Annotated in this window: 27 protein-coding genes; 8 read left to right on the plus strand and 19 right to left on the minus strand. The window is 71.4% G+C overall.

Annotated elements, in window-relative coordinates:
• Nucleotides 1-14 precede the first annotated feature (14 nt).
• From BLQ43_RS08205 to hisB, 8 genes are all read right to left on the minus strand, one after another.
• A complete protein-coding gene (locus BLQ43_RS08205) occupies nt 15-956 on the minus strand; it encodes a radical SAM protein (RefSeq protein ID WP_245659514.1) in 942 nt (313 codons plus the stop codon).
• Between the two features lie 123 nt (nt 957-1,079).
• Nucleotides 1,080-1,448, minus strand: coding sequence for a histidine triad nucleotide-binding protein (locus BLQ43_RS08210; RefSeq protein ID WP_090019657.1), 369 nt, complete (start codon nt 1,446-1,448; stop codon nt 1,080-1,082).
• 30 nt (nt 1,449-1,478) lie between these two features.
• The gene (locus BLQ43_RS08215; protein WP_090019658.1) at nt 1,479-1,859 is read right to left on the minus strand and encodes a phosphoribosyl-ATP diphosphatase; all 381 of its coding nucleotides are present in this window, start codon (nt 1,857-1,859) and stop codon (nt 1,479-1,481) included.
• A gap of 5 nt (nt 1,860-1,864) precedes the next feature.
• A complete protein-coding gene (hisF, locus tag BLQ43_RS08220) occupies nt 1,865-2,653 on the minus strand; it encodes an imidazole glycerol phosphate synthase subunit HisF (protein WP_090019659.1) in 789 nt (262 codons plus the stop codon).
• Nucleotides 2,654-2,669: 16 nt separating this feature from the next.
• Complete coding sequence (gene hisA / locus BLQ43_RS08225; RefSeq protein ID WP_090019660.1) at nt 2,670-3,404, minus strand: 1-(5-phosphoribosyl)-5-[(5-phosphoribosylamino)methylideneamino]imidazole-4-carboxamide isomerase; 735 nt, start codon at nt 3,402-3,404, stop codon at nt 2,670-2,672.
• Nucleotides 3,401-3,955: a GNAT family N-acetyltransferase gene (locus tag BLQ43_RS08230; protein WP_090019661.1), complete on the minus strand. Its 555-nt coding sequence runs from the start codon at nt 3,953-3,955 to the stop codon at nt 3,401-3,403. The genes hisA and BLQ43_RS08230 overlap by 4 nt, the downstream gene beginning before the upstream one ends.
• A 4-nt stretch (nt 3,956-3,959) precedes the next feature.
• Nucleotides 3,960-4,607, minus strand: a complete 648-nt coding sequence (gene hisH, locus BLQ43_RS08235; protein WP_090019662.1) for an imidazole glycerol phosphate synthase subunit HisH — start codon at nt 4,605-4,607, stop codon at nt 3,960-3,962.
• 80 nt (nt 4,608-4,687) lie between these two features.
• Entirely contained in the window at nt 4,688-5,275 is a 588-nt protein-coding gene (gene hisB, locus BLQ43_RS08240) for an imidazoleglycerol-phosphate dehydratase HisB (protein ID WP_090019663.1), read from the minus strand.
• 165 nt (nt 5,276-5,440) lie between these two features.
• Here hisB and BLQ43_RS08245 point away from each other — a divergent pair, with 165 nt between their 5' ends.
• From BLQ43_RS08245 to hslU, 3 genes are read left to right on the plus strand one after another with little or no spacing between them, the layout of a single operon-like run.
• Entirely contained in the window at nt 5,441-6,766 is a 1,326-nt protein-coding gene (locus BLQ43_RS08245; RefSeq protein ID WP_090019664.1) for a S1C family serine protease, read from the plus strand.
• 8 nt (nt 6,767-6,774) lie between these two features.
• On the plus strand, nt 6,775-7,386 hold the full coding sequence (gene hslV / locus BLQ43_RS08250) for an ATP-dependent protease subunit HslV (RefSeq protein ID WP_090019665.1): 612 nt from the start codon (nt 6,775-6,777) through the stop codon (nt 7,384-7,386).
• Entirely contained in the window at nt 7,376-8,713 is a 1,338-nt protein-coding gene (hslU, locus tag BLQ43_RS08255; protein WP_090019666.1) for an ATP-dependent protease ATPase subunit HslU, read from the plus strand. Before hslV ends, hslU begins: the two co-directional genes overlap by 11 nt.
• A gap of 307 nt (nt 8,714-9,020) precedes the next feature.
• Here hslU and BLQ43_RS08260 read toward each other — a convergent pair whose 3' ends face one another.
• The 7 genes from BLQ43_RS08260 to BLQ43_RS08290 all read right to left on the minus strand — a co-directional run bounded on the left by BLQ43_RS08260 (nt 9,021) and on the right by BLQ43_RS08290 (nt 16,808).
• A complete protein-coding gene (locus BLQ43_RS08260) occupies nt 9,021-10,235 on the minus strand; it encodes a glycosyltransferase (protein ID WP_090019667.1) in 1,215 nt (404 codons plus the stop codon).
• Nucleotides 10,236-10,523: 288 nt separating this feature from the next.
• Nucleotides 10,524-10,988, minus strand: coding sequence for a TadE/TadG family type IV pilus assembly protein (locus tag BLQ43_RS08265; protein WP_090019668.1), 465 nt, complete (start codon nt 10,986-10,988; stop codon nt 10,524-10,526).
• 251 nt (nt 10,989-11,239) lie between these two features.
• Entirely contained in the window at nt 11,240-12,037 is a 798-nt protein-coding gene (locus tag BLQ43_RS08270; protein ID WP_176758587.1) for a substrate-binding periplasmic protein, read from the minus strand.
• 122 nt (nt 12,038-12,159) lie between these two features.
• On the minus strand, nt 12,160-14,082 hold the full coding sequence (cobT, locus tag BLQ43_RS08275) for a cobaltochelatase subunit CobT (RefSeq protein WP_090019670.1): 1,923 nt from the start codon (nt 14,080-14,082) through the stop codon (nt 12,160-12,162).
• A 9-nt stretch (nt 14,083-14,091) separates the two neighbouring features.
• Complete coding sequence (gene cobS, locus BLQ43_RS08280) at nt 14,092-15,087, minus strand: cobaltochelatase subunit CobS (protein ID WP_090019671.1); 996 nt, start codon at nt 15,085-15,087, stop codon at nt 14,092-14,094.
• A 117-nt stretch (nt 15,088-15,204) separates the two neighbouring features.
• Entirely contained in the window at nt 15,205-15,831 is a 627-nt protein-coding gene (locus BLQ43_RS08285; RefSeq protein ID WP_090019672.1) for a J domain-containing protein, read from the minus strand.
• Nucleotides 15,832-15,890: 59 nt separating this feature from the next.
• Nucleotides 15,891-16,808 carry a DMT family transporter gene (locus tag BLQ43_RS08290; RefSeq protein WP_090019673.1) on the minus strand — a complete coding sequence of 306 codons (918 nt, stop codon included), beginning with the start codon at nt 16,806-16,808 and terminating at the stop codon, nt 15,891-15,893.
• A gap of 138 nt (nt 16,809-16,946) precedes the next feature.
• Here BLQ43_RS08290 and BLQ43_RS08295 point away from each other — a divergent pair, with 138 nt between their 5' ends.
• Both BLQ43_RS08295 and BLQ43_RS08300 read left to right on the plus strand, forming a co-directional pair.
• Entirely contained in the window at nt 16,947-17,234 is a 288-nt protein-coding gene (locus BLQ43_RS08295) for a BolA family protein (RefSeq protein WP_090019674.1), read from the plus strand.
• Between the two features lie 178 nt (nt 17,235-17,412).
• Nucleotides 17,413-17,688, plus strand: a complete 276-nt coding sequence (locus tag BLQ43_RS08300) for a ribbon-helix-helix domain-containing protein (protein ID WP_218119161.1) — start codon at nt 17,413-17,415, stop codon at nt 17,686-17,688.
• Between the two features lie 7 nt (nt 17,689-17,695).
• Here BLQ43_RS08300 and BLQ43_RS08305 read toward each other — a convergent pair whose 3' ends face one another.
• Genes BLQ43_RS08305 through BLQ43_RS08320 form a run of 4 tightly spaced genes read right to left on the minus strand, consistent with a single transcriptional unit; the run spans nt 17,696 to nt 21,335 of the window.
• On the minus strand, nt 17,696-18,259 hold the full coding sequence (locus tag BLQ43_RS08305; RefSeq protein WP_090019676.1) for a DUF2889 domain-containing protein: 564 nt from the start codon (nt 18,257-18,259) through the stop codon (nt 17,696-17,698).
• Between the two features lie 32 nt (nt 18,260-18,291).
• Entirely contained in the window at nt 18,292-19,581 is a 1,290-nt protein-coding gene (locus tag BLQ43_RS08310; RefSeq protein WP_090019677.1) for an HlyC/CorC family transporter, read from the minus strand.
• Nucleotides 19,582-19,614: 33 nt separating this feature from the next.
• On the minus strand, nt 19,615-20,751 hold the full coding sequence (gene aroB / locus BLQ43_RS08315; protein ID WP_090019678.1) for a 3-dehydroquinate synthase: 1,137 nt from the start codon (nt 20,749-20,751) through the stop codon (nt 19,615-19,617).
• Entirely contained in the window at nt 20,748-21,335 is a 588-nt protein-coding gene (locus BLQ43_RS08320) for a shikimate kinase (RefSeq protein WP_090019680.1), read from the minus strand. The genes aroB and BLQ43_RS08320 overlap by 4 nt, the downstream gene beginning before the upstream one ends.
• A gap of 166 nt (nt 21,336-21,501) precedes the next feature.
• Between BLQ43_RS08320 and BLQ43_RS14610 the strand changes: the two genes are divergently transcribed.
• The 3 genes from BLQ43_RS14610 to BLQ43_RS08330 are packed head-to-tail and all read left to right on the plus strand — an operon-like array spanning nt 21,502 to nt 24,466.
• Nucleotides 21,502-21,645 carry a hypothetical protein gene (locus BLQ43_RS14610; RefSeq protein WP_176758588.1) on the plus strand — a complete coding sequence of 48 codons (144 nt, stop codon included), beginning with the start codon at nt 21,502-21,504 and terminating at the stop codon, nt 21,643-21,645.
• A gap of 40 nt (nt 21,646-21,685) precedes the next feature.
• On the plus strand, nt 21,686-23,518 hold the full coding sequence (locus BLQ43_RS08325; RefSeq protein ID WP_090019682.1) for a hypothetical protein: 1,833 nt from the start codon (nt 21,686-21,688) through the stop codon (nt 23,516-23,518).
• Nucleotides 23,519-23,527: 9 nt separating this feature from the next.
• Nucleotides 23,528-24,466 carry a site-specific tyrosine recombinase XerD gene (locus BLQ43_RS08330; RefSeq protein WP_090019684.1) on the plus strand — a complete coding sequence of 313 codons (939 nt, stop codon included), beginning with the start codon at nt 23,528-23,530 and terminating at the stop codon, nt 24,464-24,466.
• Nucleotides 24,467-24,478: the final 12 nt, after the last annotated feature.

Consider the following 24,478-nt stretch of genomic DNA (forward strand, 5'->3'; position numbering starts at 1 on the left):
CAACGATCCCCCTTCTAGGAGCACGATCCGCCGCCGAGGACGCAGAACTTGGCGCAGTTGATGTGGTTCAGCTTGACCGGCTTCATGGACTCGCGAAGCGTCTCGCCGAATTCGAACTCGCGGTCGTAGGGGATCAGGGTGCACGCCACGACCCCGGGACGGTCCCAACCCTTGCGCTTCACCACCATGCGCGAGCTGGCGCACATGATGCTGGACGGGTCGATGCCCAGCTTGCCCCAGCACGCGGTCGTGATTTCCGGCACGTGGGCGTTGGGGTCCATCTCCGGGAAGAGCAGCAGCTCCTCGGGGTCGTGCGCGTCCACCGGCACGCCGAGCTTGCCGAACAGGCGCGCGTAGCCCTCGCGCAGGCCGCATTCGTCCTCGCCCCAGCGCGTGCGCCCGGCGATGTCCAGCTGAAAGCCGTTGTCGGCCAGCCACTTCAGGCCGTCCACCATCTTGGCCCAGGTGTTGTGGCCGCGCTCTTCCTCGTGCAGGTCGCGCGAGTAGTGGTCCACGGACACGCGGATCACGAGCTGGTCGCCGTAGGTCTCGTTCAGGCGCTTGAGCGCCTCGCCCTGCTTCATCATGGGCCGCATGGCGTTGGTGAGCACCAGCGCGCGGTAGCCGCGGCGCAGGGTGTCCTCCAGGATCGCCGTCATCTGCGGGTTCATGAAGGGCTCGCCGCCCGTGAAGCCGACCTCGCGGCCGGTGCCCAGCTCGTCCAGCTCGTCCAGGTAGCGCGCGACCTCCTGCAGCGAGATGTAGACCAGCGCGTCGTTCTTCGGGCTCGACTCGATGTAGCAGTTGGTGCAGGCGAGATTGCAGAGCGTGCCGGTGTTGATCCACAGCGTGCGCATCGCCTGAAAATCGACCTGCGCACGGCGCTCACCGTCCGCCGTGAATTCGGGGTCCTCGAACTTGGCCGGCGCGCGGGACTTGGTCTGGGCAACGCTCACAGCGTCTCCCCTCTGTTTGCTCGCACTCAAAAAATGCTCAACCGATATGCATGACGCCGCGAGCCCCGCCAAGGGGCCACGGCGCCGCAAGCGCTCAAAACCGTGTGAAAAGCCGCGGGCGCCTTAACCACGCGGCGTGATCATCGGGCCCAGGTCCGTGCCCGCGAAGATGTGCAGGTGGAAGTGCGGCACCTCTTGGTGCGCGTCCTTCCCGGCGTTGGCCAGGATGCGGTAGCCGTTGTCGGCCACGCCCAACTCACGCGCCACCTTGCCGACCGTGCGGAAGAAGGCCGTGATTTCTTCCTCGGGTGCTTCGTTGAAGAAGTCGTCCGAGTTCACGTAGCGGCCCTTGGGAATCACCAGCACGTGGGTCGGGGTCTGCGGATTCACGTCGTAGAACGCCAGGGTGTGGTCGTCCTCGTGAACCTTGTTGCACGGAATCTCGCCGCGAATGATCTTGGCGAAGATGTTGGTGTCGTCGTACTGCGCCATCGCTGCCTCCAAGCCCACTGTCCGATCCGCTCAAGCCTGCTTGTCGCGCGCCTTCTTCTCCGCGATGCCGGAGGTGCCCAGGCGCTTTTCCAGCGCGTGCCAGACGGTATCAGGCGCCAGCCCGTGGGCCGACCACAGCACCAGCATGTGGTAGAGCACGTCGGCGCTCTCCTCGGCCAGGCGCGCGCGGTCGCCCTTGGTGCCCTCGATCACGGCCTCCACGGCCTCTTCGCCCAGCTTCTTGCTGATCTTCTCGGGGCCCTGGCTGAACAGCTTGGCGGTGTAGGAGCTGGCCGGATCGCCGCCGTGGCGGCTGGCGATCACGGCCGCCAGGCGGTCCAGCACGTGGCCCTCCGTCGCGGCGCGCTGCGGGGTGTCGGCGGACTCGGAGCTGTCGTCGTGCGCTGTCATGGTGCTCAACCGTCGTTGGCCGTCGCGGGGCGGGCGGGCACGCCGGCGTCCCGCAGGTATTGTTTCGCTTCCGCAATGGAATGCTGGCCGAAGTGGAAGATGGACGCGGCCAGCACGGCGCTGGCGTGGCCGTCGCGGATGCCCTCGGCCAGGTGCTCCAGGTTCCCCACGCCGCCCGAGGCGATCACGGGGATGCTCACCGCGTCCGCGATGGCGCGGGTGAGCGGGATGTCGTAGCCTTCGCGCGTGCCGTCGCGGTCCATCGAGGTCAGCAGGATCTCGCCCGCGCCCAGCTCCGCCATCTTGCGCGCCCAGGCGACGGCGTCGAGGCCCGTGGCGTGGCGCCCGCCGTGGGTGAAGATCTCGAAGCCGCTGGGCAGACCGGGCGTCTCGCTCGCCTTGGCGTCGATGGCGACGACGATGCACTGGCTGCCGACCTTTTCCGCCGCCTCGCGCACGAAGTCGGGGTTCTTCACGGCCGCGGTGTTGATCGACACCTTGTCCGCCCCGGCCAGCAGCAGCTGGCGGATGTCGTCCAGCGTGCGCACGCCGCCGCCCACGGTGACCGGCATGAAACAGGCCTCGGCGGTGCGGCGCACGGCGTCCAGCAGGATGTTGCGGTCCTCGTGGCTGGCCGTGATGTCGAGGAAGCACAGCTCGTCCGCCCCGGCGGCGTCGTAGACCTCCGCCTGGGTCACGGGATTGCCGGCGTCGCGCAGCCCCTCGAAGTTGACACCCTTCACGACGCGGCCGTCCTTCACGTCCAGGCAGGGGATGATGCGGGCCTTCAGCATGCCTGCGCGTCCTCCCTCACGCCGTTTCGCCGGCCAGCAGGGCGAGCGCCTCGCGGGGTTCGATGCGGCCGTCGTAGAGCGCGCGGCCGACGATGACGCCCTCGATGCCCGCGTCTTCCACGGCGCGCAGGCGGCGCAGGTCGTCCAGCCCCGCCACACCGCCGGAGGCGATGACCGGGGTGTCGATGGCGCGCGCCAACTCGGCCGTGGCCGCCACGTTGACGCCCGTGAGCGCGCCGTCGCGGCCGACGTCGGTGTGGACGATGGCCGTCACGCCCGCCCGCTCGAAGCGCCGCGCCAGGTCCTGGGTCGTCAGCGTGCTAACCTCGGCCCAGCCTTCGGTGGCGACATAGCCGTCGCGCGCGTCAATGCCGACGACGATGCGGCCGGGATGTTCGCGGCACGCGGCGTACACCAGCTCGGGGTCCTTGACGGCGGCGGTGCCAAGGATCACGCGCTCGACGCCGGCGTCGAGCCAGCGCCCGATCGTGGCGTGGTCGCGGATGCCGCCGCCCAGCTGCACGGGCAGGCGCACCTCCTCGACGATGCGCTGCACGGCCTCGGCGTTGGCGGGATGCCCGGCGAAGGCGCCGTCCAGGTCGACGACGTGCAGCCATTCGAAGCCGGCGTCCTGAAAGGCGCGGGCCTGGGCCACGGGGTCGTCGTTGTAGACCGTGGCCGCGGCCATGTCGCCGCGCAGCAGGCGCACCGCGCGCCCGCCCTTCAGGTCGATGGCGGGATAGAGGATCATGCGGGCTCCGCAGCGAGATACTTGTAGTAGTAGTAGCCCCTGGCCCATTCGCCGTCCACCAGGGCGTAGCAGGGGTTCGTGCCCCAGTGGACGAAGCCCAGGTGGTGGTAGATCTGGATGGCGCGGCGCTGGCTTTCGCGCACATCCAGGTTCAGCACCTTGAGCCCGTGGGACAGCGCCAGCTCCTCGATGGACTCCACCAGCCGGCGCGCCAGGCCGTGCCCGCGCGCCCACGGCGCCATGAAGAAGGTGGACAGCGTGCCCACGTAGGCCTGCGCCTCGTTGTTGCGGGGCGCGCGGAGAAGTTGCGCTGAGCCAGCGATCACGCCGTCCACGCGCGCCACCAGCAGGTCGCGCTCGGGCACCAGCAGCACGCCCTTCCAGTAGGTCTCCATGACGTGGCGCTCCGGCGGCTGCAGCCAGCCGAAGCCGCCGCCGTCGCGGATCGCCGCCTCGGCGGCGTCGCACAGGTCATGCAGGTCGGCGCCTTCCAGCTCGGTGATGCGCTCGATCTCGGTCGCCGTGAGGTTGGTCGTGTGTTCCACGGTCATCGGGTCAGGGCGTCCAGGTCAGGAAGTTGCGCAGCAGCGTCAGGCCGGTGGCCTGGCTCTTCTCGGGGTGGAACTGCGTGCCCACGGCGTTGGCGCGGCCGATCGCGGCCACCACCGGCCCGCCGTAGTCCGTCGTCGCCAGGACGCTCGCCGGATCCTCGGCGCGGAAGGCGTAGCTGTGCACGAAGTAGGCGTGCGCGTCCCCCGAGATGCCCGCGAACACGGGATGTTCCGTGGCAAGCACGGTCAGCTCGTTCCAGCCCATGTGCGGAACCTTGAGGTGGGGATCGTCGGGGCTGAGCGCCACCACCTCCCCGGCGATCCAGTTCAGCCCCGGGCAGACCTCGTACTCGCGGCCGCGCGTGGCCATGAGCTGCATGCCCACGCAGATGCCCAAGAACGGCCGCCCGCGCTGCCACACCGTCTCGTTGAGCGCGTCCACCACGCCGTCCAGGGCGGTCAAGCCGCGCCAGCAGTCGGCGAACGCGCCCACGCCCGGCAGCACCACGCGGTCGGCGGCGGCGACGGCCTCGGCGTCGCTGACCACGCGCACGCGGGCGTTGGCGCCGGCCGTGGCGGCGGCGCGTTCCAGGGCCTTGTGGACGGAGCGCAGGTTGCCCGCGCCGTAATCGATGACGACGACGTCTTCCATGGTTCGGGCGCCTCCCGGCGTCGACCCGCCGAGCGGATCGTACGCGAAACCGGTTTACGGGTTGATTAAGGCGGGGCCCGTTACAGGGCGCCCTTGGTGGAGGGCACGGCTCCCCCGCCGCGCGGGTCCTCGGCCACGGCCGCGCGCAGCGCCCGCGCCACCCCCTTGAAGCAGGTCTCGCAGACGTGGTGGTCGTTCTCGCCGTGCAGCTTGACGACGTGCAGCGTCGCGCCCGCGTGCGCGGTGAAGGCGCGGAAGAACTCGGCCACCAGCTCGGTCGGCAGCGCGCCCAGGCTTTCGCGCGCGAAGGGCACCTTCCACACCAGGAAGGCGCGGTTGGAGAGGTCCACGGCCACCTGCGTCAGCGCCTCGTCCATGGGCAGCAGCGCGTCGCCGTAGCGCTGGATGCCCGCGCGGTCGCCCAGGGCCTCGGCCATCGCCTGACCCAGCGCAATGCCGCAGTCCTCGACGGTGTGGTGGGCGTCCACGTCCAGGTCGCCGCGCGCGGTGAGCGTGATGTCGATCAGCGCGTGCCGGCCCAGCTGCTCCAGCATGTGGTCGAAGAAGCCGATGCCGGTGCCGATCTCGCACGCGCCCGTGCCGTCCAGGTCGACGCGGGCGGTGATCTCGGTTTCCTTGGTCGAGCGCGCGACCTCGCCACGGCGCATGGCGCTTTGCTCCAGCTTGGCGATGGGGCTGCAGGGGTTTCGGGATCGACGCTCTTGTAGCAGCCACGCCGCGCCCGGACCAGAGCGGGCACGCACGCCGCTTATCCCACGGACGGGCGACACCACACGATTGCATGCGCGTGGCGAGCCTCTACGCTTCGCCGCATGCGTGTGCCGCTGCCCCTTCGCGCCCTGCCGCTGCTGGTTGCCGCGTGTGTCGTCCTGAGTGCGTGCGCGCCGGTGGGCGGCCGCGATGTGCCGGACCCACCGGCCGCGCCCGAGCTGTCGGCCGCCACCGCGCCCGTGGAATACGCCGGCAGCCGCGTCGACATCCGCCCCGGCACGCGGGTGGGCGACTACCGCTACGCGATGCTGTCCTGCTACCCCTTCGATTCGCACGTCGTCTGGGGTCGCTCGCCCCTGCGCGACGCCCCGGAAAGCTGGGGCGAGCGCGTGCGCGAGGTCTTGCACGAGGCCGGGGTGACGCTCACCCGCGATCCCGACGCCCTCTTCCGCACGGAGAAACGCAACGCCCGCTACCTGCTGGGCGCCCGCGTCACCGGCATCGAGATGACGGTCTGCGACGGCATCGACTGGTTCAGCGGCGACGCCACGGGCCGCCAGCGCGGGCGCGCCGAGATCACGGTCGATTGGCGGGTTTATTCCGTGCTGAAGGAGCGCACCGTCTTTTCCCGCACGGTCGAGGCCGAGGCGAAGCTCGCCGACGCCGCCCGCAACGGCGAGGTGCTGCTGCTGGACCGCGCCATGGCGAACGCCGCGCGGACGCTGCTCGGGACCGACGGGGTCCGCAAGCTCCTGACCGCGCCGGACGACGCGAGCGGCGGTGAGCCGCGGCGCGCGAAGCTGGAGGTGGCCTCGCCGCCGCTCTACACCGAGCCGCTCCGGGGCAAGGCGGACCGCGTGCGCCACGCCGTCGTCACCGTGGGCGCGGACGGCCACGGCAGCGGCGTCTTCGTTACCCCCGCGCTGATCCTGACCAACCAGCACGTCGTGGGCGCGAACGACCGCATGCCCGTCACGCTCACCGACGGGCGGCGCGTCATGGCGCGCGTGCTGCGCCGGGACCGGCGGCGCGACGTGGCCGTGCTGCACGTCGAACCCGACGGCCACACCCCCGTGCCCATCCGCGCCGACTCGCCCCGGATCGCCGACACCGTCTACGCCGTGGGCACGCCGCTGGACGAAGACCTGGCCGCCACGGTCACGCGCGGCACCGTCAGCGCCTTCCGCGAAAGCGAGCGCGGCCTGCGCCTGATCCAGGCCGACGCCGACATCCAGGGCGGCAACAGCGGCGGGCCGCTGCTCGACGCTCGGGGCAACGTCGTCGGGCTGGCGGTGTCGGGCGTGCAGGCGGGCGGCGATCCCACGTCCATCGGCGTCAACTTCTTCATCCCCATCGCCGCCGCGCTGGACCACCTGGACCTCGCGCTGCGCCGCGATGCCGACGCCCCGCGCGCCGGGGTGCGTTGAAACGCGCGATGCGCGCCGCCATCTTCCGGGCGCACCCCACCCACGGCCACACGGAGCGCGACGTGGATTCCGGTTCCACCGACTGGCACGGCACCACCATCCTCTCGGTGCGCAAGGGCGACCGCGTCGTCGTTGCGGGCGACGGGCAGGTCACGCTCGGCAACACCGTGATGAAGAGCAACGCGCGCAAGGTGCGCCCGCTGGGCAACAAGGGCGAGGTCATCGCCGGCTTCGCCGGCGCCACGGCGGACGCCTTCACGCTGTTCGAGCGCCTGGAGGGCAAGCTGGAACAGCACCCCGGCCAGCTCATGCGCGCCTGCGTCGAGCTGGCGAAGGACTGGCGCACCGACCGCTACCTGCGCCGGCTGGAGGCCATGATGGCGGTGGCCGACGCGCGCACCTCGCTCGTCCTCTCCGGCAACGGCGACGTGCTGGAGCCCCAGGACGGGCTGATCGGCATCGGCTCCGGCGGGCCCTACGCCCACGCGGCCGCGCGCGCCCTGCTCGACGTCGAGGGGATGGACGCCGAAACCATCGCCACGCGCGCCATGCACATCGCCGGCTCGGTGTGCATCTACACCAACCAGGAAATCACGCTCGAGCGTCTCGATGTCCGCTGAAATCGCCCAGGACCACGGCCGCGCGCCCTTCTCCCCGCGCGAGATCGTCTCCGAGCTGGACCGCTACATCGTCGGCCAGAACGAGGCCAAGCGCGCCGTCGCCATCGCGCTGCGCAACCGCTGGCGCCGCCAGCAGCTCCCCGAGGAGCTGCGCGACGAGGTGCAGCCCAAGAACATCCTGATGATCGGCCCCACCGGCGTGGGCAAGACCGAGATCGCGCGCCGGCTCGCCAAGCTGGCCGAGGCGCCCTTCCTCAAGGTCGAGGCGACCAAGTTCACCGAGGTCGGCTACGTCGGCCGCGACGTGGAGCAGATCGTCCGCGACCTGGTCGAGATCGCGATCAACATGACGCGCGAGCGCCTGCGCAAAGAAGTCCAGGCCCACGCCGAGCTGAACGCCGAGGAACGCCTGCTGGACGCCCTCGTCGGTCAGAGTGCCGGTGGCGACACGCGCCAGAAGTTCCGCGGCATGCTGCGCAAGGGCGAGCTGGACGACCGCGAGGTCGAGGTCGACATCAGCGACAGCGGCGGCGGCCAGATGCCCATGTTCGACATGCCCGGCGGTGGCGGACAGATGGGCGCCATCAACCTCAACGACCTGATGAAGCAGATGACCGGCGGGCGCTCGCGCTCGCGCAAGCTGCGGGTCGCCGAGGCGCGCGACAAGCTGATCGAGGAGGAGGCCGACAACCTGCTCGACCAGGAAACCCTGACGAACCAGGCCATCCGCCAGGTGGAAGACCACGGCATCGTCTTCCTCGACGAGATCGACAAGATCACCGCCGGCAACGCGCGCACCAGCGGCGACGTCTCGCGCGAGGGCGTGCAGCGCGACCTCCTGCCCATGATCGAGGGCACGCAGGTCTCCACCAAGCACGGCACGGTCAAGACGGACCACATCCTCTTCATCGCCTCGGGCGCGTTCCACGACAACAAACCCGCCGACATGCTGCCGGAACTCCAGGGCCGTCTGCCCATCCGCGTGGAGCTGGACGCGCTCTCCCGCGACGACTTCAAGCGGATCCTGGAAGAGCCCGAGAACAGCCTGATCCGCCAGTACAAGGCGCTGATCGGCACCGAAGAGGTCACGCTGGACTTCACGCCCGACGCCATCGACGCGCTCGCCGACCTCGCCGCCGAGATCAACGGCAGCGTCGAAAACATCGGCGCCCGGCGCCTGCACACCGTCATGGAGCGGCTGCTGGACGAGGTCTCCTACACCGCCGCCGACCGTGCCGGCGAAACCGTCCGCATCGACGCCGACTACGTCCACAATCAGGTCGCCGACCTGGCGCGCGATACGGACCTCTCCCGCTTCATCCTCTAACCAAAGATGATCTTTGGAAACATCAGTCACTCGACACCGGCGTCGCGCGGCAAACGTACAGGTCCCTCACGACCAAAGATGATCTTTGGACCAAGAATGATTCTTGGAACCATCTGTCAGTCGACACCGGTGTCCGACCGCGATGAACGGGCTTCTCAAGGCCCTCGTAGGGCGGCTTAGCCGCGTCAGCGGCAAGCCGCCATGGGACCAGCGTGGTGGGCGAATGGGTCATTCACGACCGAGCGCAGTGTCGCCGGAAAATCCGTGGGACTCCTAGGTCGGCTTGGCCGAAGGCGCGCCTGCGGCGTCAGCGGCAGGCCGCCATACCGGCTAAAACCTGATCGGCCACCACGTCGGCGTAGGCCTCGGCCGCGCGGGTGATGGTGTGCTGGGCCGCGTGGGTGCGCAGGCGCTCGGGGTCGGGCGGGGCGTCCAGCGTGGCGGTGATGGCCTCGGCCAGCGTGGCCGGATCGCGGACAGGAACCAGGCGCCCGAACGCCCCGTCGGCCAGCACCTCGCGCGGGCCACTGGGGCAGTCGGTGCTCACCACCGGGCAGCCGCACGCCAGCGCCTCCAGCACGACGCTCGGCATGCCCTCCGACACCGACGACAGCACGAACACGCGCGCCCGCGCCATCGCCGCGTAGGGGTTGTCGGTGAAGGCGCCCAGGGCCACGCGCTCGGCGACCCCCAGCTCCGCCGCCAGGGCCGCCAGCCGCCGGCGTTCCGGCCCGTCGCGGCCCAGGATCAGCAGGCGCGCGTCCCGCGTTGCCGCCACGCGCGCGAAGGCGCGCAGCAGCGTCGCCTGATCCTTCTTCGCCACATAGCGCGCCACGTTCAGGATCACCGGCGGGCCGCCGTCGCTGAGCCAGGGCTGCTCGGGCCGCGCACAGCTCCAGCGCGGCACCCGGCCGTCGTACCCTGTGAGCACGGTGTGCACGCGCTCGCCCGTCACCCCCGGCAGGCGCGCGGTGTTGTCCGCGACGCCCCGTGACACCGCGACGATCGCGTCCGCCTCACGGTACAGCCGCCGCACGAGGCGGTCGCGCGGGCGGGCGCGCACACCGCCGCAATCCGGGTCGCCGGGGATGGCGACGACATTGCTCTGGCGCAGGACGATCCGCGTGGCGACGCCCGCCAGCCGCCGCGCCAGCAGCGCCGTCACGTTGGGCGGGATGGAACCGGCCAGCAGCACCGCCGGCCGCTCGCGGCGCAGATAGCGCACCAGCGCCGCCAGCGAGAGGTAGACGCCCATCTTCCCCAACTGCCGCGGCGGCAGCCAGCGCTCCCACACGCGGCTGATGTCGACCGCCCGCGCTTCCGCCGGCAAGCGCGCCGCCAGCCAGGCCGGCGGATCGTGGACGAGCACGTCGACGGCGTAGCCGCGCGCCACCAGCCGGTCCACGACGGCCAGCAGCAAGCGCCCCTTGGCGAGGCGCAAGCCCACACCGTTGATCAGCACCGCGACGCGGATGGCCGGCCGATCCGCGTCCGTTTCCGCCCGGCGCCGCCGGTCCGACACGGGGCCTCCTCGCGCTGGTCACGCCAAGAGTTTGCCCGCGAAGGCCGGACCCGGCAGCCGTCCGGACGGGGAGGAGTGTCGGCGCCCGAGACCATCGTGCGTGAAATCGTGTTCGCCGATAGAGCCAGAAACCTCACGCCAGGTTCCTGTTTTCCCGTGCGAGCAGTTTCAGCGCCTTCGGCGTGGTAGCCGTGTGGCTGTCCACGCACGAGCAAGCAGAATCACCCCGGGACGGCCACGGCGCCGTGAGCATACGGAAAAGGTGATTCTGCTTTCCGGCGATCCGCCCTAGCTTCCGCCCCCGGCGCCCGGCAGGCGGCGCATGACGACGCGGGTGCTGAGCTGGGCGTCGTCCGGGATGAGACCGACCGGATTGATCAGCGCTGCTTCGCTGAGCCCCGTGCTGATGCGGACGGTGACACGCCCGTCGGGGGCCACCTCGGTGTCCACGCTGAACTGCGTGTGGCCCCAGCTTTGCAGGCTGTTTTGGGCGATGGTGCCGGCGTTCCCCGGCGCCTCGCCCTGGACCGCCACGGCGCGGGCGGCTCGACGCGCGGCGTCCGTCATGGTGTTGTAGACGGAAAAGGCGAGGCCGAACTGCACGATGCCGAACATGATCACCATCAGCGGCGTGATCAGCAAGGCGAACTCAGCCGCCGCCGTGCCGCGCTCCTCGCGCCCCAGGCCGCGTAGCACGCGGCCGGGGCGGACGGCCCGCCGGAACCAGCTGGTATGGCGATCCTGCCAGCGCATGTGCGCACACGGCCTCCTGCTCAGTGGGCACAGCCTGGCACGGCAAAAGTTAACAGCGCGTTAACCTTTTCATCCGGATCAAGTCGAATTGCGGTCGTTTGTGGCACGCGCATGACATTCGCGTGCGCTCGGCGGCAGATACGTCCGTATCCACGGGGGTCGCGCGCGATGTTGCAAGAAAAGGATTCAAATCGCGCAAGCTATTCCGCCAAATTCGATGCGACTCAACGCGGTTTTCGCTGCGTGCGGCTTCACTCCGCGTCGGGTGTTGCCACTTGTTGCGGCGCGTCCGCCTCTGTAAGCCCGTGCTTCTCCTTGATCTCCACGTAGGTCCCCTCTTTCCGCATCGCGGCCAGCGCCTCGTTGAACGCCGTGACGATCGCCTGCGTGCCCGCCACGGCGCGGCTGACACCCACGTGCAGCGGGCGTTCGCTGAGCGCGCGCTCGCTCAGGGCGAAGTCCATGCCCTCGAAGCGCTTGGCGCTCTCGCCGATCAGGTAGCGCGCGGTCAGCTCGTCACCCACGGCCAGATCCGCCTCGCCGTTGGCCACTTGGAACAGCCCGGCGACCAGATTGGGGTTCTCCAGGCGCGTGAAGGCGTCGGATTCCAGGAACGCTTCGGCGTAGTGGTATTCCTCCGCCACGGCGACCGTCTTGCCTTTCAGGCTGTCGAGGCCGGTGTAGGTGAAGGGCGACTCCGCCGGCGCGATGAAGACGATGCGGTTCTCGGCGACGGGGTCGGTGAAGGCGAGCTTCTCCGCGCGGGCTTCGGTGTGCCAGACCGAGGAGAGCACGTCGTGTTCCCCGGCCATGACGCTGGCCTTGGCTTCCGGCCACGGCATCATCTCCACCCGGGCGTCGTAGCCGGCGCGCTTGAGCGCGACCGTGATGACCTCGTTGGCGAAGCCGTTCGCCGGCAGGCCCTCGTCGGAGAAGGGCGGCCAGCCCGTCAGCGCCGCCACGGTCAGCTCCCGCTGGGCGTGCGCGGCGCCCGGGACCAGCAGCAGGGCAGCGAGCGCCCAGATCGCGATGCGTTTGAAGCCGATCACGGTTGCGTCCTCCGATCCGGCGCCGGTCCCGAGGCGGGACCGCGCAACGGACCGGCAGGATCGCACGCGCGCCGGAGCGCGTCCGCTGTCCGAACGGGCGAAGGCGGTGGGGGAAACGCAGGTCAGCGCCGCCAAACGGACGAGCCGCTTCGGGCGGTCCGGTCCCGTTGCTGGCCGCCGCGCGCGCTGGTGCTGACGGGCTGCTCGTCGAAGAGGTCGGCGAGGCTGTCCATCATCGTGCCGCCGAGCTGTTCGGCGTCGTGGATCGTCACCGCGCGCCGGTAGTAGCGCGTGACGTCGTGGCCGATGCCGATGGCCGTCAGCTCCACGGGCGAGCGCCGCTCGATCCAGTCGATGACCTGGCGCAGGTGACGCTCCAGATAGGTGCCGGGGTTCACCGAGAGCGTGGAGTCGTCCACCGGCGCGCCGTCGGAGATGACCATGAGGATGCGGCGCTGCTCGGGCCGCGCGATCAGGCGCTGGTGGGCCCACATCAGCGCTTCGCCGTCGATGTTCTCCTTGAGCACGCCCTCGCGCAGCATCAGGCCCAGCTTGCGCCGGGCGCGGCGCCAGGGGGTCTCGGCGCTCTTGTAGACGATGTGGCGCAGGTCGTTCAGGCGGCCGGGATGCGCCGGCTTGCCGTTCGCGATCCAGCGCTCGCGCGACTGACCGCCCTTCCACATGCGCGTGGTGAAGCCCAGCACCTCCACCTTCACGCCGCAGCGCTCCAGCGTGCGCGCCAGGATGTCGGCGCTCATCGCCGCCACGGTGATGGGCCGCCCGCGCATCGAGCCGGAGTTGTCCAGCAGCAGCGTGACCACGGTGTCGCGGAATTCGCTCTCCGTCTCCTGCTTGTAGGAAAGCGGCTGGTCCGGGTTGGCGATCACGCGGGCCAGGCGCGCGGTGTCCAGATAGCCCTCTTCCAGGTTGAACTGCCACGCGCGCGTCTGCCGCGCCATCAGGCGGCGCTGCAGGCGGTTGGCGAGGCGCGAGACGACCGCCTGGAGGTGGGTGAGCTGCTGGTCCAGCACGCGGCGCAGGCGCGTCAACTCGTCCGGGTCGCACAGATCGGCGGCGTCCACGGTCTCGTCGAACGCCGTGGTGTAGGCCTGATAGGGCGGCTGTTCCGCCTGATTGTGGTCGCGGTCGGGGCGCGGCTCCGTGCCGGGGCGGCCGGGCTGCTCCGAGCTCGCGCCGGCGACCGTCTGGCTCTGGGACTCCGTCTGCGACTCCTCGGCGGCGGCGCTGGCGTGCTGCTGCTCGCCCGACTCGCTTTCCTCGCCGCCGTGGTCCTGGCCGTGCTGCTGCCCGGCGGAGCCCGTGGTGTCCTCGTTCTCGTCGTCCTGGCCGCCCTCTTCGGCTTCGGCCTCTTCCTGCTGCTCCTCCTCGGGGGTCTCCTCCTCGGGCGCTTCCAGGTCCAGGTGGCGCAGCAGGCGGTGGGCGGTGTGGGCGTAGCCGGCCTGATCCTCGCGCTGGCCGGCCATCTCCTCCAGGTCGCGCAGCACGTCGGCGTCCAGCGTGGGGCGCCAGGCGTCCAGCATGGCCTTGGCGGCCGGCGGCGGCGTCTGGCCGGTCATGCGCTCGCGCGCCAGCACGCGCAGCACTTCGGAAAGCGGCACATCCTCGCGGTGCTGGATGTGCGTGTAGCCGCGCGCCCGGTAGCGTTCGTCCAGCGCGGCGTCGAGGTTGGCGGACACCCCGGCGAAGGTGCTGCCCAGCGACTCGCAGCGCGCCTGCTCCACGGCGTCGAAGACCTCGCGCGCCGCCTGGGTCGTGGGGCGGTTGGCGCTGTGGACCCGTTGGTCGTGGTAGCGCATGCGCACGGCACAGGCGTCGGCCTCGCCGCGCAGTCGGGCGGCTTCCTCGCTGGACATCTCGCGGCCCGGCTCGGGCAGCTGGACGTCCGTGCCCGCCTGCGAGCCGGTCTGATGGTTGGTGTGGAAGCTCGCGGTCACGTCCGACCGCCGCGCCAGCGCGCGCAGCGTGGCGCCGGTCGCCTGCTTGAAGCGCTCGCTGCTGCTTTCGCCGCCGGTGTTCCGGCTCATGCGCCCTGCCTAAACGATCGTCGCGTTCACGCCCGTCTCCGGCAGCTCGGTGCCGAAGCAGCGCTGGTAGTACTCGGCCACGATGGGCCGCTCCAGCTCGTCGCACTTGTTGAGGAAGCTGACGCGGAAGGCGAAGCCGGGGTCGTTGAAGATCGCCGCGTTCTCCGCCCAGGTCATAACCGTGCGCGGGCTCATCACGGTGGAGATGTCGCCGTTCATGAAGCCGGCGCGCGTCAGGTCGGCGCAGTTCACCATGGCCTGGATGGTGTTGCGGCCCTGCTCGCTGTCGTACTGCGGCAGCTTTTGCAGCAGGATCGCCTTCTCCTCCTCGCTGGGGAGGTAGTTGAGCGTGGCCACGATGTTCCAGCGGTCCATCTGGCCCTGGTTGATCTGCTGCGTGCCGTGGTAGAGGCCCGTCGTGTCGCCCAGGCCCACGGTGTTCGCCGTGGCGAAGAGGCGGAAGGCCGGGTGGGGGTGGATCACCCGGTTCTGGTCCAAGAGCGTCAGCTTGCCCTCGACCTCCAGCACGCGCTGGATGACGAACATCACGTCCGGGCGGCCGGCGTCGTACTCGTCGAACACCAGCGCCGTGGGGTTTTGCAGCGCCCACGGCAGCAGGCCCTCGCGGAACTCCGTCACCTGCTTGCCGTCGCGCAGGACGATGGCGTCCTTGCCCACCAAGTCGATGCGCGAGATGTGGCTGTCCAGGTTGATGCGGATGCACGGCCAGTTCAGCCGCGCCGCCACCTGCTCGATGTGGGTGGACTTGCCGGTGCCGTGGTAGCCCTGGATCAGGACGCGGCGGTTGTAGGCATAGCCCGCCAGGATCGCCAGCGTGGTGTCGTGGTCGAAGCGGTAGGTCTCGTCCAGCTCGGGAACGTGCTCGTCGCCCTGGCTGAACGCGGGAACCTCCATGTCGCTGTCGATGCCGAAGGTCTGGCGCACCGACACCTTGATGTCGGGCTGCTGGCTGACACCCGGCGCCGTTGCCGTCTCTGCTGCCATCGTCGTCCTTTCCGTTGCCATCCCGCGCACCGCGGGCGGGCGCGCTCGCTCTCCGATGTAGGTGGCCGACCGGCGTTTGCGTACCCCCGAGAGCCGGCAACGAGATCCGCGGACGGGTCACCGCCCCCAGGCGGTGCGCAGCGTGGCGTAGGCCTGGTTCACGGCCTTCAGCTTGTCCTGCTGCGCCTCGTCGCGGTTGCCCGTGGCGTCGGGGTGCAAGCGCTTCACCAGCGCCTTGTAGCGCGCCTTGATGTCGGCGAAGGTCACGGGGCGCTGCAGGTCCAGCTCCGCCAGCGCCTCGTCCTCGGGCGTGCGGGCGCGCCGCTTCGAGCCGGTGCCGCTACCGCGCTCTTCCTGCCAGTGGGCGCGCGCGCCGTCCTCGTCCCCGCGTTCCTCGTGGAAGAAGCCGAAGTCGTCGCGGAAGCCGCGTGTGCCGTAGCGGGGACCGCCGCGGCCCAGGCTGGCGAAGGGCCAGGTGGGGCGGCTGCCCGTGCAGTCGCGCTCGCGTTCGCGCTCGATCTCCTCTTCGCTCATGCCGGCGAAGTAGTTCCACGAGCGGTTGTAGGCGCGCACGTGGTCCAGGCAGAACCAGTAGTACTCGTTCAGCCGCTCGCGCGAGCGCGGGGCGCGGTATTCGCCCACGCCCTCGCAGCCCGGCTGGTCGCACGCACGCGGCTCGCTCCGGGCGTAGGCCCGGCTGTCGCGGAACGGGCGGGAAAGGGCTTCGGCGGCGGCTTTCTTCATGGTGCCGAAAGTATGGGTGGCGCCGCGCGGTGAGACAAGGAAGCGCGGCCCGCCGGCGGTCAGTCGCTGCGCAGGTCCGCCAGGTTGACCAGCGCCATTCCGGCGACGATGAGCACCAGCCCGCTCACGCGCGTCAGCGTCAGCGTCTCGCCCAGTGTCACCGCTGCCAGCAGCATCCCCAGCACCGGTACCCCCAGGAAGCCCAGCGAGGTGGAGATCGCGGGCAGGGCGCGCGTCACCGTCACCGCCCCCCAGAAGCAGAAGGCCGTGGCCAGCGGGGCGTTGTAGGCGATCACGGCCAGGAACTCGGGCGCCCAGGTGATGCTCCCGGTGCCCTCGAAGGTGAGCGCCAGCGCGGTCAGGATCGGCGCGGCCACGCACATCTGCCAGGGCGCCAGCTGGAGCGGCGAGGAATCCCAGCTGTGCGCGCGCACGTGCAGGATCGCCACCGCCCAGCAGAACGCGGCCAGCATCAGCAGGCCGTTGCCGCGCACCACCGCCGGGTCGTCCCAGGCGAAGCCCAGCGGGTTGAACATCGCCGCCACCCCGGCGAGGCCGAGCCCCAGCCCGATCCCTTTCCAGGCGCCGATGCGCTCGCCCAGCACGGCGACGGCCACGGGCGTCACCCACAGCGGGGTGGTGTAGGCCAGGATGGCCGAGCGCCCCGCATCCACGGTCTGCAGGCCGAACATGACGCAGGCCAGGAAGCCCGCCATCTGGAACAGCCCGACCGACAGCAGCACCGGCAGGTCGCGGCGCGTCGGCACCGCCAGCCGCCCCGTCGCCGCCAGCACGCCGAACAGCGCCGCCGCGCCCAGCAGCATGCGCAGCGCCGTGAAGGTGAAGGGCTCCACATAGGCCAGGCCGACCTTCATGACAGGCCAGTTCGCGCCCCAGATCAGCACGACGGCGGCGAGCAACAGGTAGGCGGCTCGGCGCGAGAATGCGCCCGTGGCGGTGGCGGTTTGGGTGCTCATGCGGCGGGTCGCGTGGGTTCTGCGCGGTTGGGTCCGGGGCCTGCGGGTCGGCCGCGCTTGCATGCGGCGGCGCGGGAAGGCTATCAGCGGCGTTCAGGGCCACAACCCTGCCGGCTATCGGAATTCCGCGAGGCAGCCATGACCATGGCCGAGCGCATCGAGGCCAAGCTCCGCGACGCCTTCACGCCCGAGCGCCTGGAGATCGCGGACGACTCCCACAAGCACCGCGGCCACAGCGGCTGGCTGCCCGGCGGCGAGACGCACTTCCGCGTTACCGTCGTCAGCCCCGTGTTCGAGGGCGTCAGCCGCGTGCAGCGCCAGCGCATGATCCACGACGCGCTCAGCGCCGAACTGGCCGAGCGCGTGCACGCCCTCCAGCTCACGGCCCGCACCCCGGCCGAGGACGCGCGCATCGCCGGGGCGTGACACGCCGGCGGTCGCGCGCTCGGATAACGGGTATAACTCCTCGGATACGTCATTTCTGGTTGCAAACGCGTGCAGCGTGTCTATCCTTCGCCGCACGGCCTAGCCGGATAGGTTGTGAAAGCGAGGGGGCACGTCGAACCCGATGGCGGATGGTCGGGATGCCTTGTCGAGCGCGCTCGTGAGCCGGAACGTCACCGTGAACGGCCGGCGGACGAGTCTGCGGCTCGAACCCGAACTGTGGGAAAGCCTGGAGGAGATCGCCCGGCGCGAGGGCGTGACGGTCAGCGACATCGTCGCCGGGGTGGATGCCCAGCGCGCCGTGGGCGGGCTGACCTCGGCGGTGCGGACCTTCGTGCTGGGCTACTTCCGCAGCGCGGCCACGGAACGCGGCCACGCCAACGCGGGCCACGGGCTGCTGTTCCGCCTGGGCATGCCGCCGCGCGCCCCGGCGTGAGAGGCGGTCACGTCTCTTCGCCGTCCGGCGGGGTGGCGTGCTCCGGCCACTGCCGGCGCACCACGGGGCCGTCGCGGCGGAAGGCGTGGCAGGTGCCGATGAGGCCGCGCTCGCCGTCGCCGCCGCTGTCGCCCGCACGCTTGGCGCGGGCGGGGCCGATGGTCTGGAAGGCGACCGTGCCCATCGCACCCAGCAGCTCGGTGATGTGCGTGCACCCGTCCCAGCCGCCGGCCACCTTGCGCAGCGTGCGCCGCCAGCCCGCGCCCACGCTGTGCCCGATGAGCGCGCGGTAGGTCGCGGTCGCGCCGGGGCAGACGGTGAAGGGGCCGTGGTCCGTCGCGGCCTCGATGTCGCGGATCGTGAAATCGTCGTCCAGTGTCAGCCGCACCGCCATTTCGTGCAGCGGCTCGCCCGCCGGGATCGTGCCGCGGTCGGTGTTGGCGAAGGTGTAGGCCTTGGTGTCCACGATCCGGCCCTCGATGTCCCACAGGCCGTCCGCGCGCCGGTAGCCGTCGAAGACGTAGCGGCGGCGGTGCAGCGGCTCGCGCTCGGTGGGGTCGGACAGCGGCATGGCGGTGCCCTTTCGGCGGTGGCCTAACGATCCTACCCGGTTTCCTCGGCGTTTTCGTCCTCCACCGGCGTGATCTTGATGGAGGTCACCTGGTTGCGCTGGCGGCCCAGGATCTCGAAGCGGAAACCGTGGAAGACGTAGGTCTGGCCCACTTCGGGAATCCGGCGGGCCTCGTGCAGCACCAGCCCGGCGATCGTGGAGGCTTCCTCGTCCGGCAGGGTCCACTCGAACTGACGGTTGAGGTCGCGGATCGTGACCGTGCCCTCGACCAGGATGGCGCCGTCCTTGAGCGTGGTCACGCCGGCGATCTCGACGTCGTGCTCGTCGGCGATGTCGCCGACGATCTCCTCCAGAATGTCCTCCAGCGTGACGATGCCGAGCATCTCGCCGTACTCGTCCACGACGATGGCGAAGTGCTCCTGCCGCCGCCGGAAGGACTGAAGCTGGCGCAGCAGGTCCGTGGAATCGGGGATGAACCAGGGCGCGTGCATGATCTCGCCGACGTGCAGCGCGCTCGTGTCGCCGCCGGCTTCCTTGAAGGCGCGGAACAGCTCCTTGGCGTGCAGCACGCCCACGATGTTGTCGGTCGTCTCGCGCCAGACGGGGATGCGGGTGAAGGGCGAATCCAGCACCTGCTCGATCAGGGTGTCCACGTCCTCGTCCGCGTTGAGGGCGATGATGTTCTTGCGGTGGGTCATGATCTCGCCCACCTCGACGTCGCCCAGATCCAGGATGGAGCGCAGCATCTGGCGTTCCTGGCGCACCTCCTCGGTGCCGCCGGCGTGCAGGTCGATGGCGCCGCGCAGCTCCTCCTCGGTCTGGCTGGAGCCCAGCGGCGCCCCGATGTCGACGCCGAAGGGCCGCAGCACCCCGCGCGCCAGGAAGTTGATGGCGTGCGTGGCCGGGCCGAAGACCGCCATCACCACGCGCATCACCGGCGCCACCGCCAGCGAGACCTTTTCGGCGTTGTGGATGGCGTAGGTCTTGGGCAGCACCTCCGCGAACACCAGCACCAGGAGCGTCATCAGCACGGTGGCGTAGATCGTGCCGGCGTCCCCCACCAGCTTGATGAACACGGCCGTGGCGATCGCGGAGGCGGCGATGTTCACCAGATTGTTGCCCAGCAGGATGCCGCCAATCAGCAGCTCCTTGCGCTCCCACAGGGCATACACGATTTGCGCGGCGCGGCTGCCCTGCTGGGCGGCGGCGTGGATGCGTGGGCGCGAGGCCCCGGTCAACGCCGTTTCGGAGCCGGAAAAGAACCCCGACGCCATCAGCAGCGCGACGATGACGAGGACGGAGATCGCGATCTCACTTCCCATCAAGCATGAACCCGGTGGTGAAGGGGAAAGGGCTCAGGCGGCCATGAGGGCGTTCCCGAGCACGGCCGCGACGGCCTCGCGCGGCACCTCGCGGCTCAGGTAGGCCGCGCCGATGCCCCGCATGAGCACGAAGGTCACGCGCCCGTCGCGGACCTTCTTGTCGTGGGCCATGTGGTCCAGCAGGCGCGCCACGGACCAGGCGACGGCCGGGCGGTCCAGGGGGCTCGTGGGCAGGCCCGCCGCCGCGAGGTGGGCGCGCACGCGCGCCGCGTCGGCGCCGGGGCAGACGCCCAGCTCGGCGGAAAGCTCCGCCGCCAGCACCAGCCCGATCGCCACGGCCTCGCCGTGCAGCAGCGTCCCGTCGTAGCCGCACTCGGCCTCCAGCGCATGGGCGAAGGTGTGGCCCAGGTTGAGCAGCGCCCGCGCGCCGGTGGATTCCGTTTCGTCCTCGGCGACGATTCCGGCCTTGCGCCGGCACGAACGCACGATGGCCTCGCGCCGGGGGGCGGTCCGGCCCTCCAGCACGTCGAGGCCGTTGGTTTCCAGCCAGGCGAAGAAGGGCGCGTCGTTGATGCAGCCGTACTTCACGACCTCGGCGTAGCCCGCGCGCAGCTCGCGCGCCGGCAGGGTGTCCAGCACGTCGGTGTCGGCGAGCACCAGCGAGGGCTGGTGGAAGGCGCCGACGAGGTTCTTGCCGTGGCGGGTGTTGATGCCCGTCTTGCCGCCGACGGAGCTGTCCACCTGCGCCAGCAGCGTCGTCGGCACCTGCACGTAGGCCAGCCCGCGCAGCGTCACCGCCGCGGCGAAGCCCGCCAGATCGCCCACGACACCGCCGCCCAGCGCGGCCACGACGTCGCGGCGCTCGGCCCCGGCGTCCAGCAGCCGGTCGACCAGCCGCTCCAGGTGGGAAAAATCCTTGGTGTGCTCGCCCGCCGGGACGACGAAGGCCTCGTGCCGCAGCCCCGCCTGTTCCAGGCCGCGCTGGAAGGCGGGCAGGTGCAGTCCGGCCACGGTCTCGTCGGCGACGACGAACACCCGCCGCGCGTCCAGGACCTCGCGGATGTGCTCGCCCCCGGTGGCGAGCAGCTCCGGCCCGACGAGGATGGGGTAGGACCGGCTGCCGAGGTCCACCTCGACGCGCTCGACGGCTTCGGGGCTGTGGGTGGTCACGACTCGGTCGCTCCGGTCCGGGGGGTCGGCGGCGTGCCGCGCGCGGCGAAGTGGGCTTCCACGGCCTGGGCGACGGCCGCGACCGTGGCGTCGAGCGGGCGGTCGTCCGTGGGCACGGTCAGGTCCGCCTGCGCGTAGAGCGGGTCGCGCTCGGCGGCCAGGCGCTCCAGCTTGGCGCGCGGGTCCTCGGTCTGGAGCAGCGGCCGGTGCCCGCGCTTGTGCGTGCGGCGGTACAGGGTGTCGAGGTCGGCCTTGAGCCATACCGACACCGCCCGCTCCCGGATGAGCGCGCGCGTGGCGTCCTGCACGAAGGCGCCGCCGCCGGTGGCCAGGACCTGCGGCGGGCCGTCCAGCAGGCGCGCGATGACGCGGCGCTCGCAGTCGCGGAACGCGGGTTCGCCGTGCAGTTCGAAGATGTCCGCGATCGACATCCCGGCGGCGCGCTCGACCTCGGTGTCGGTGTCGGTGAAGGCCACGCCCCAGTGGTGAGCCAGGCGGGTGCCGATCGCGCTCTTGCCCGCGCCCATCAACCCCACGAGGGCAACGGAACACGGAAGAGCGTCAGCGGTCGACGGGTTGGTCATTGCGCTCTGCGGATGGTGCGCGCAGCGTGGGACGGGGCGCTCCGGTGGTCGCCGGGCGCAGGTTTTGCGCCGCGCACCAGGATGCCCCAAAGTCGTCATACTCGGAACCTAGCACGATAGCGACGGCGCGACGCAAGGTCGTGCCGCCTTTTCGGCAGTGGAGCCCATGAAGCACGTCAGCCTTGCTCTTCTTGTTGTCATCCTGCTCGCCGTCGTCGGCGGCGGGATTTTCGTCACGCTGTGGGATTTCCCCGTGCCGCGCCAGCAGGTGGAGATCACGATTCCCGATGCGCGCTTTTTCGACAGCTAACGCGGGCGAGTCGGCCGGTGTGTCCCGGTGCCGCGCCGGGGTGGCGGTCCTGGCCCTGGCGCTGGCCGCGGGGCTGACGGCGGCAGCCGCGCGGGCGCAGGACGGCGATGCCGGCGAGCCGCTGAGCCTGGAGCCGGCCGACACCGGCTCGGCCGACACGGAACCGGCCGCGGATTCCGCGCAGCCGGACGGCGACACGCCGGCCGACGGGTCCGCGCCCGACACCGGGGGCGACACGGCTGCCGGCGAAGAGGACAAGGGCGCCGGCGAGGGCATCGACGTCGCGCCGCTGGGCGATTTGGACCCGGCCACGATCGGCGTGCTCGACCCCGGCGGCCAGGGCCTGGGCGCCGCCATCTGGGACGGCACGCCGCGCCATGTGGTCGCGCGGCTGCTTCCCCGCATCCCGGCCGAGTTGCACGCCCCCGCGCTTCGCAAGCTGGCGCGGCGGCTGCTGCTGTCGAGCACGGCGCCCCCCGAGCGCACGCGCGCCGGGGACACGGACGGCCCCGACCTCCTGCACGCGCGCCTGCGCCGGCTGTGGGCGATGGGCGACACCGAGGGGCTGCTGCGCCTGCTGAGCGTGGTCCCGCGCGAGCACCGCACGGCCGAGCTGGCCCGCCTGCGCGTGCAGGCGCTCTTCCTGCGCCGGGACGTCGAAGGCGCTTGCCAGCGCGTGCGCGACGGCCTCGGCCAATACGATCACAGCTTCTGGCAGCGGGCGCTGGCGGTCTGCCAGCACCACACTGGCAAGCCGCAGCAGGCCGCGCTCACCGTGCGCCTCCTGCGCGAGAAGGCCGGCGGGCAGGCCTCGCCCTTCCTGGCGCTCTACGACGCGGTGGACGGCGGCGCCGATTCTCTGCCGCTGCCCGAGCGGCCGGGCGCGCTGACGCTGGCGCTGCTGGCCGCCACGGACACGCCCGTGCCCGACGCCATGCTGGACGGGGCCGGCCCGGGCGTGCTCGCGGCCATCGCGGAGTCGCCGAAGACGCCGCTGTCGCGCCGCGCCCGCGCCGCCGAGCGCGCCGCCGCCATGGGGGCGCTGCCGGCCGAGCGCCTGGGCGCGCTCTACGACCGCTTCAGCTTCGAGTCGGCCCGCCTGAAGAACGCCGCCAGCCTGACCGAGGAGGACGCGGTCCAGGCCATGACCCCGACCCGGCGGCGCGCCCTGTACCACCAGGCCGCGCGCGACGAGAGCGAGGACGCGGTCAGGGCGGAGCTGATCCGGCAGGTGATGCAGACCGCCGAGCCGTCGCTGTATCCGGCCCTGGCGCGGCTGTTCGCGCCCGTCGCGGCCGAGATGACGCCGCGCGCCGAGCTGGCGTGGTTTACCGGCCCCGGCGGGCGGTTGCTCTACGTGGCCGGGCGCGGCGAGGCCGCGGGCAAGTGGCTGCAGATGGCCCAGGGCGAGGCCATCGTGGACCCGGCGGCCAAGGCCGCGGTGACGGCCCTGGTGCCCTACGCGCGGCTGGCCGGGGCGGCGCACGTGCCCGCCAACGGCAGCCTCGCGGCGTGGCGTTCCGCCACCGAGGCCGAGGGCACCACGCTGGCGTTCCGCGAAAGCGTGGTGCGCGCGGGCTTCCAGGCGTTGGAGGTGAATGACGCGCGCCCCTGGATCGAGATCGCTGGCGCCGCCGGGGACGGTGCCCGCCCGGCGCCCCCGGCCGCGCTGCTCTACGCCCTGCGCGAGGCTGGCCGCGCCGGCCGCACGGGCGAGACGGTGCTGCTCTCTCTCGTCGTCCTCGGCGAGAGCGGCCTGGAACGCATCCACCCCATGGTGCTGGGGACCGCGCTGACGGCCCTGCGCCGCGTGGAGCTCACCGGGGTCGCGCGCCGCATCGCCATCGAGGCCGCCGCCGCCAACGGGATCTGAGGCCGGGCCATGACCGCCAGCCAGGACGCCCTGATCGAGCGCTTCCTGGAGATGATGGCGGGTGAGCGTGCGGCGGCCGACAACACCCTCGCCGCCTACGGCCGCGACCTGCGCGACCTTGCCGGGTTCCTGGCCGCGCGCGGCGAGTCGCTAGCGGGGGCGGACGCGGGCGCGATCCGCGCCTACCTCGCCGACCTGCACGCGCAGGGGCTGGCGGAGCGCACGGCCGCCCGGCGCATCGCCACGCTGCGGCAGTTCTACGGCTTCCTCTACGCCGAGGGCTGGCGCGCCGACGACCCCGCCCAGGCGCTGGACAGCCCCACGCCCAAGCGCCCGCTGCCGAAGGTGCTGGGCGAGGACGAGGTCGACCGCCTGCTCGCCGAGGCGCGCGCGCTGGAGGGGCCGCGCGGCCTGCGCCTCGCCGCGCTGGTGGAATTGCTCTACGCCACCGGCCTGCGCGTCAGCGAACTGGTCACGCTGCCGGTGCGCGCGGCCCGGCGCCGCTCGGACACCCTCGTGATCGAGGGCAAGGGCGGCAACGAGCGCATGGTCCCCATCAACCAGCCGGCGCGCGACGCCCTCGCCGCCTACCTGCCGCTGCGGCCCAGCTTCCTGCCGCCCGGCGCGGACGCGGGCTGGCTGTTCCCCTCGCGGACGTCGCGCTCGGGCCACCTGACGCGCGACCGCGTGGCGCAGCTGCTCAAGGACCTGGCGGTGCGCGCCGGCATCCACCCCGACCGCGTCTCCCCGCACGTCGTCCGCCACGCCTTCGCCACGCACCTGCTCGCCAACGGCGCCGACCTGCGCTCGCTGCAGCAGATGCTGGGCCACGCCGACATCTCCACGACGCAGATCTACACCCACGTCCTCGACGCGCGCCTGAAGGAGCTCGTGACCGAACGCCATCCCCTTGCGCGGGGGCTGACGAATCTGACCCGAGGCGGCTAAAACGCGGCGGCC

Origin of the sequence: Limimonas halophila, assembly GCF_900100655.1 — a bacterium.
Classification (GTDB): Bacteria; Pseudomonadota; Alphaproteobacteria; order Kiloniellales; family Rhodovibrionaceae; genus Limimonas; species Limimonas halophila.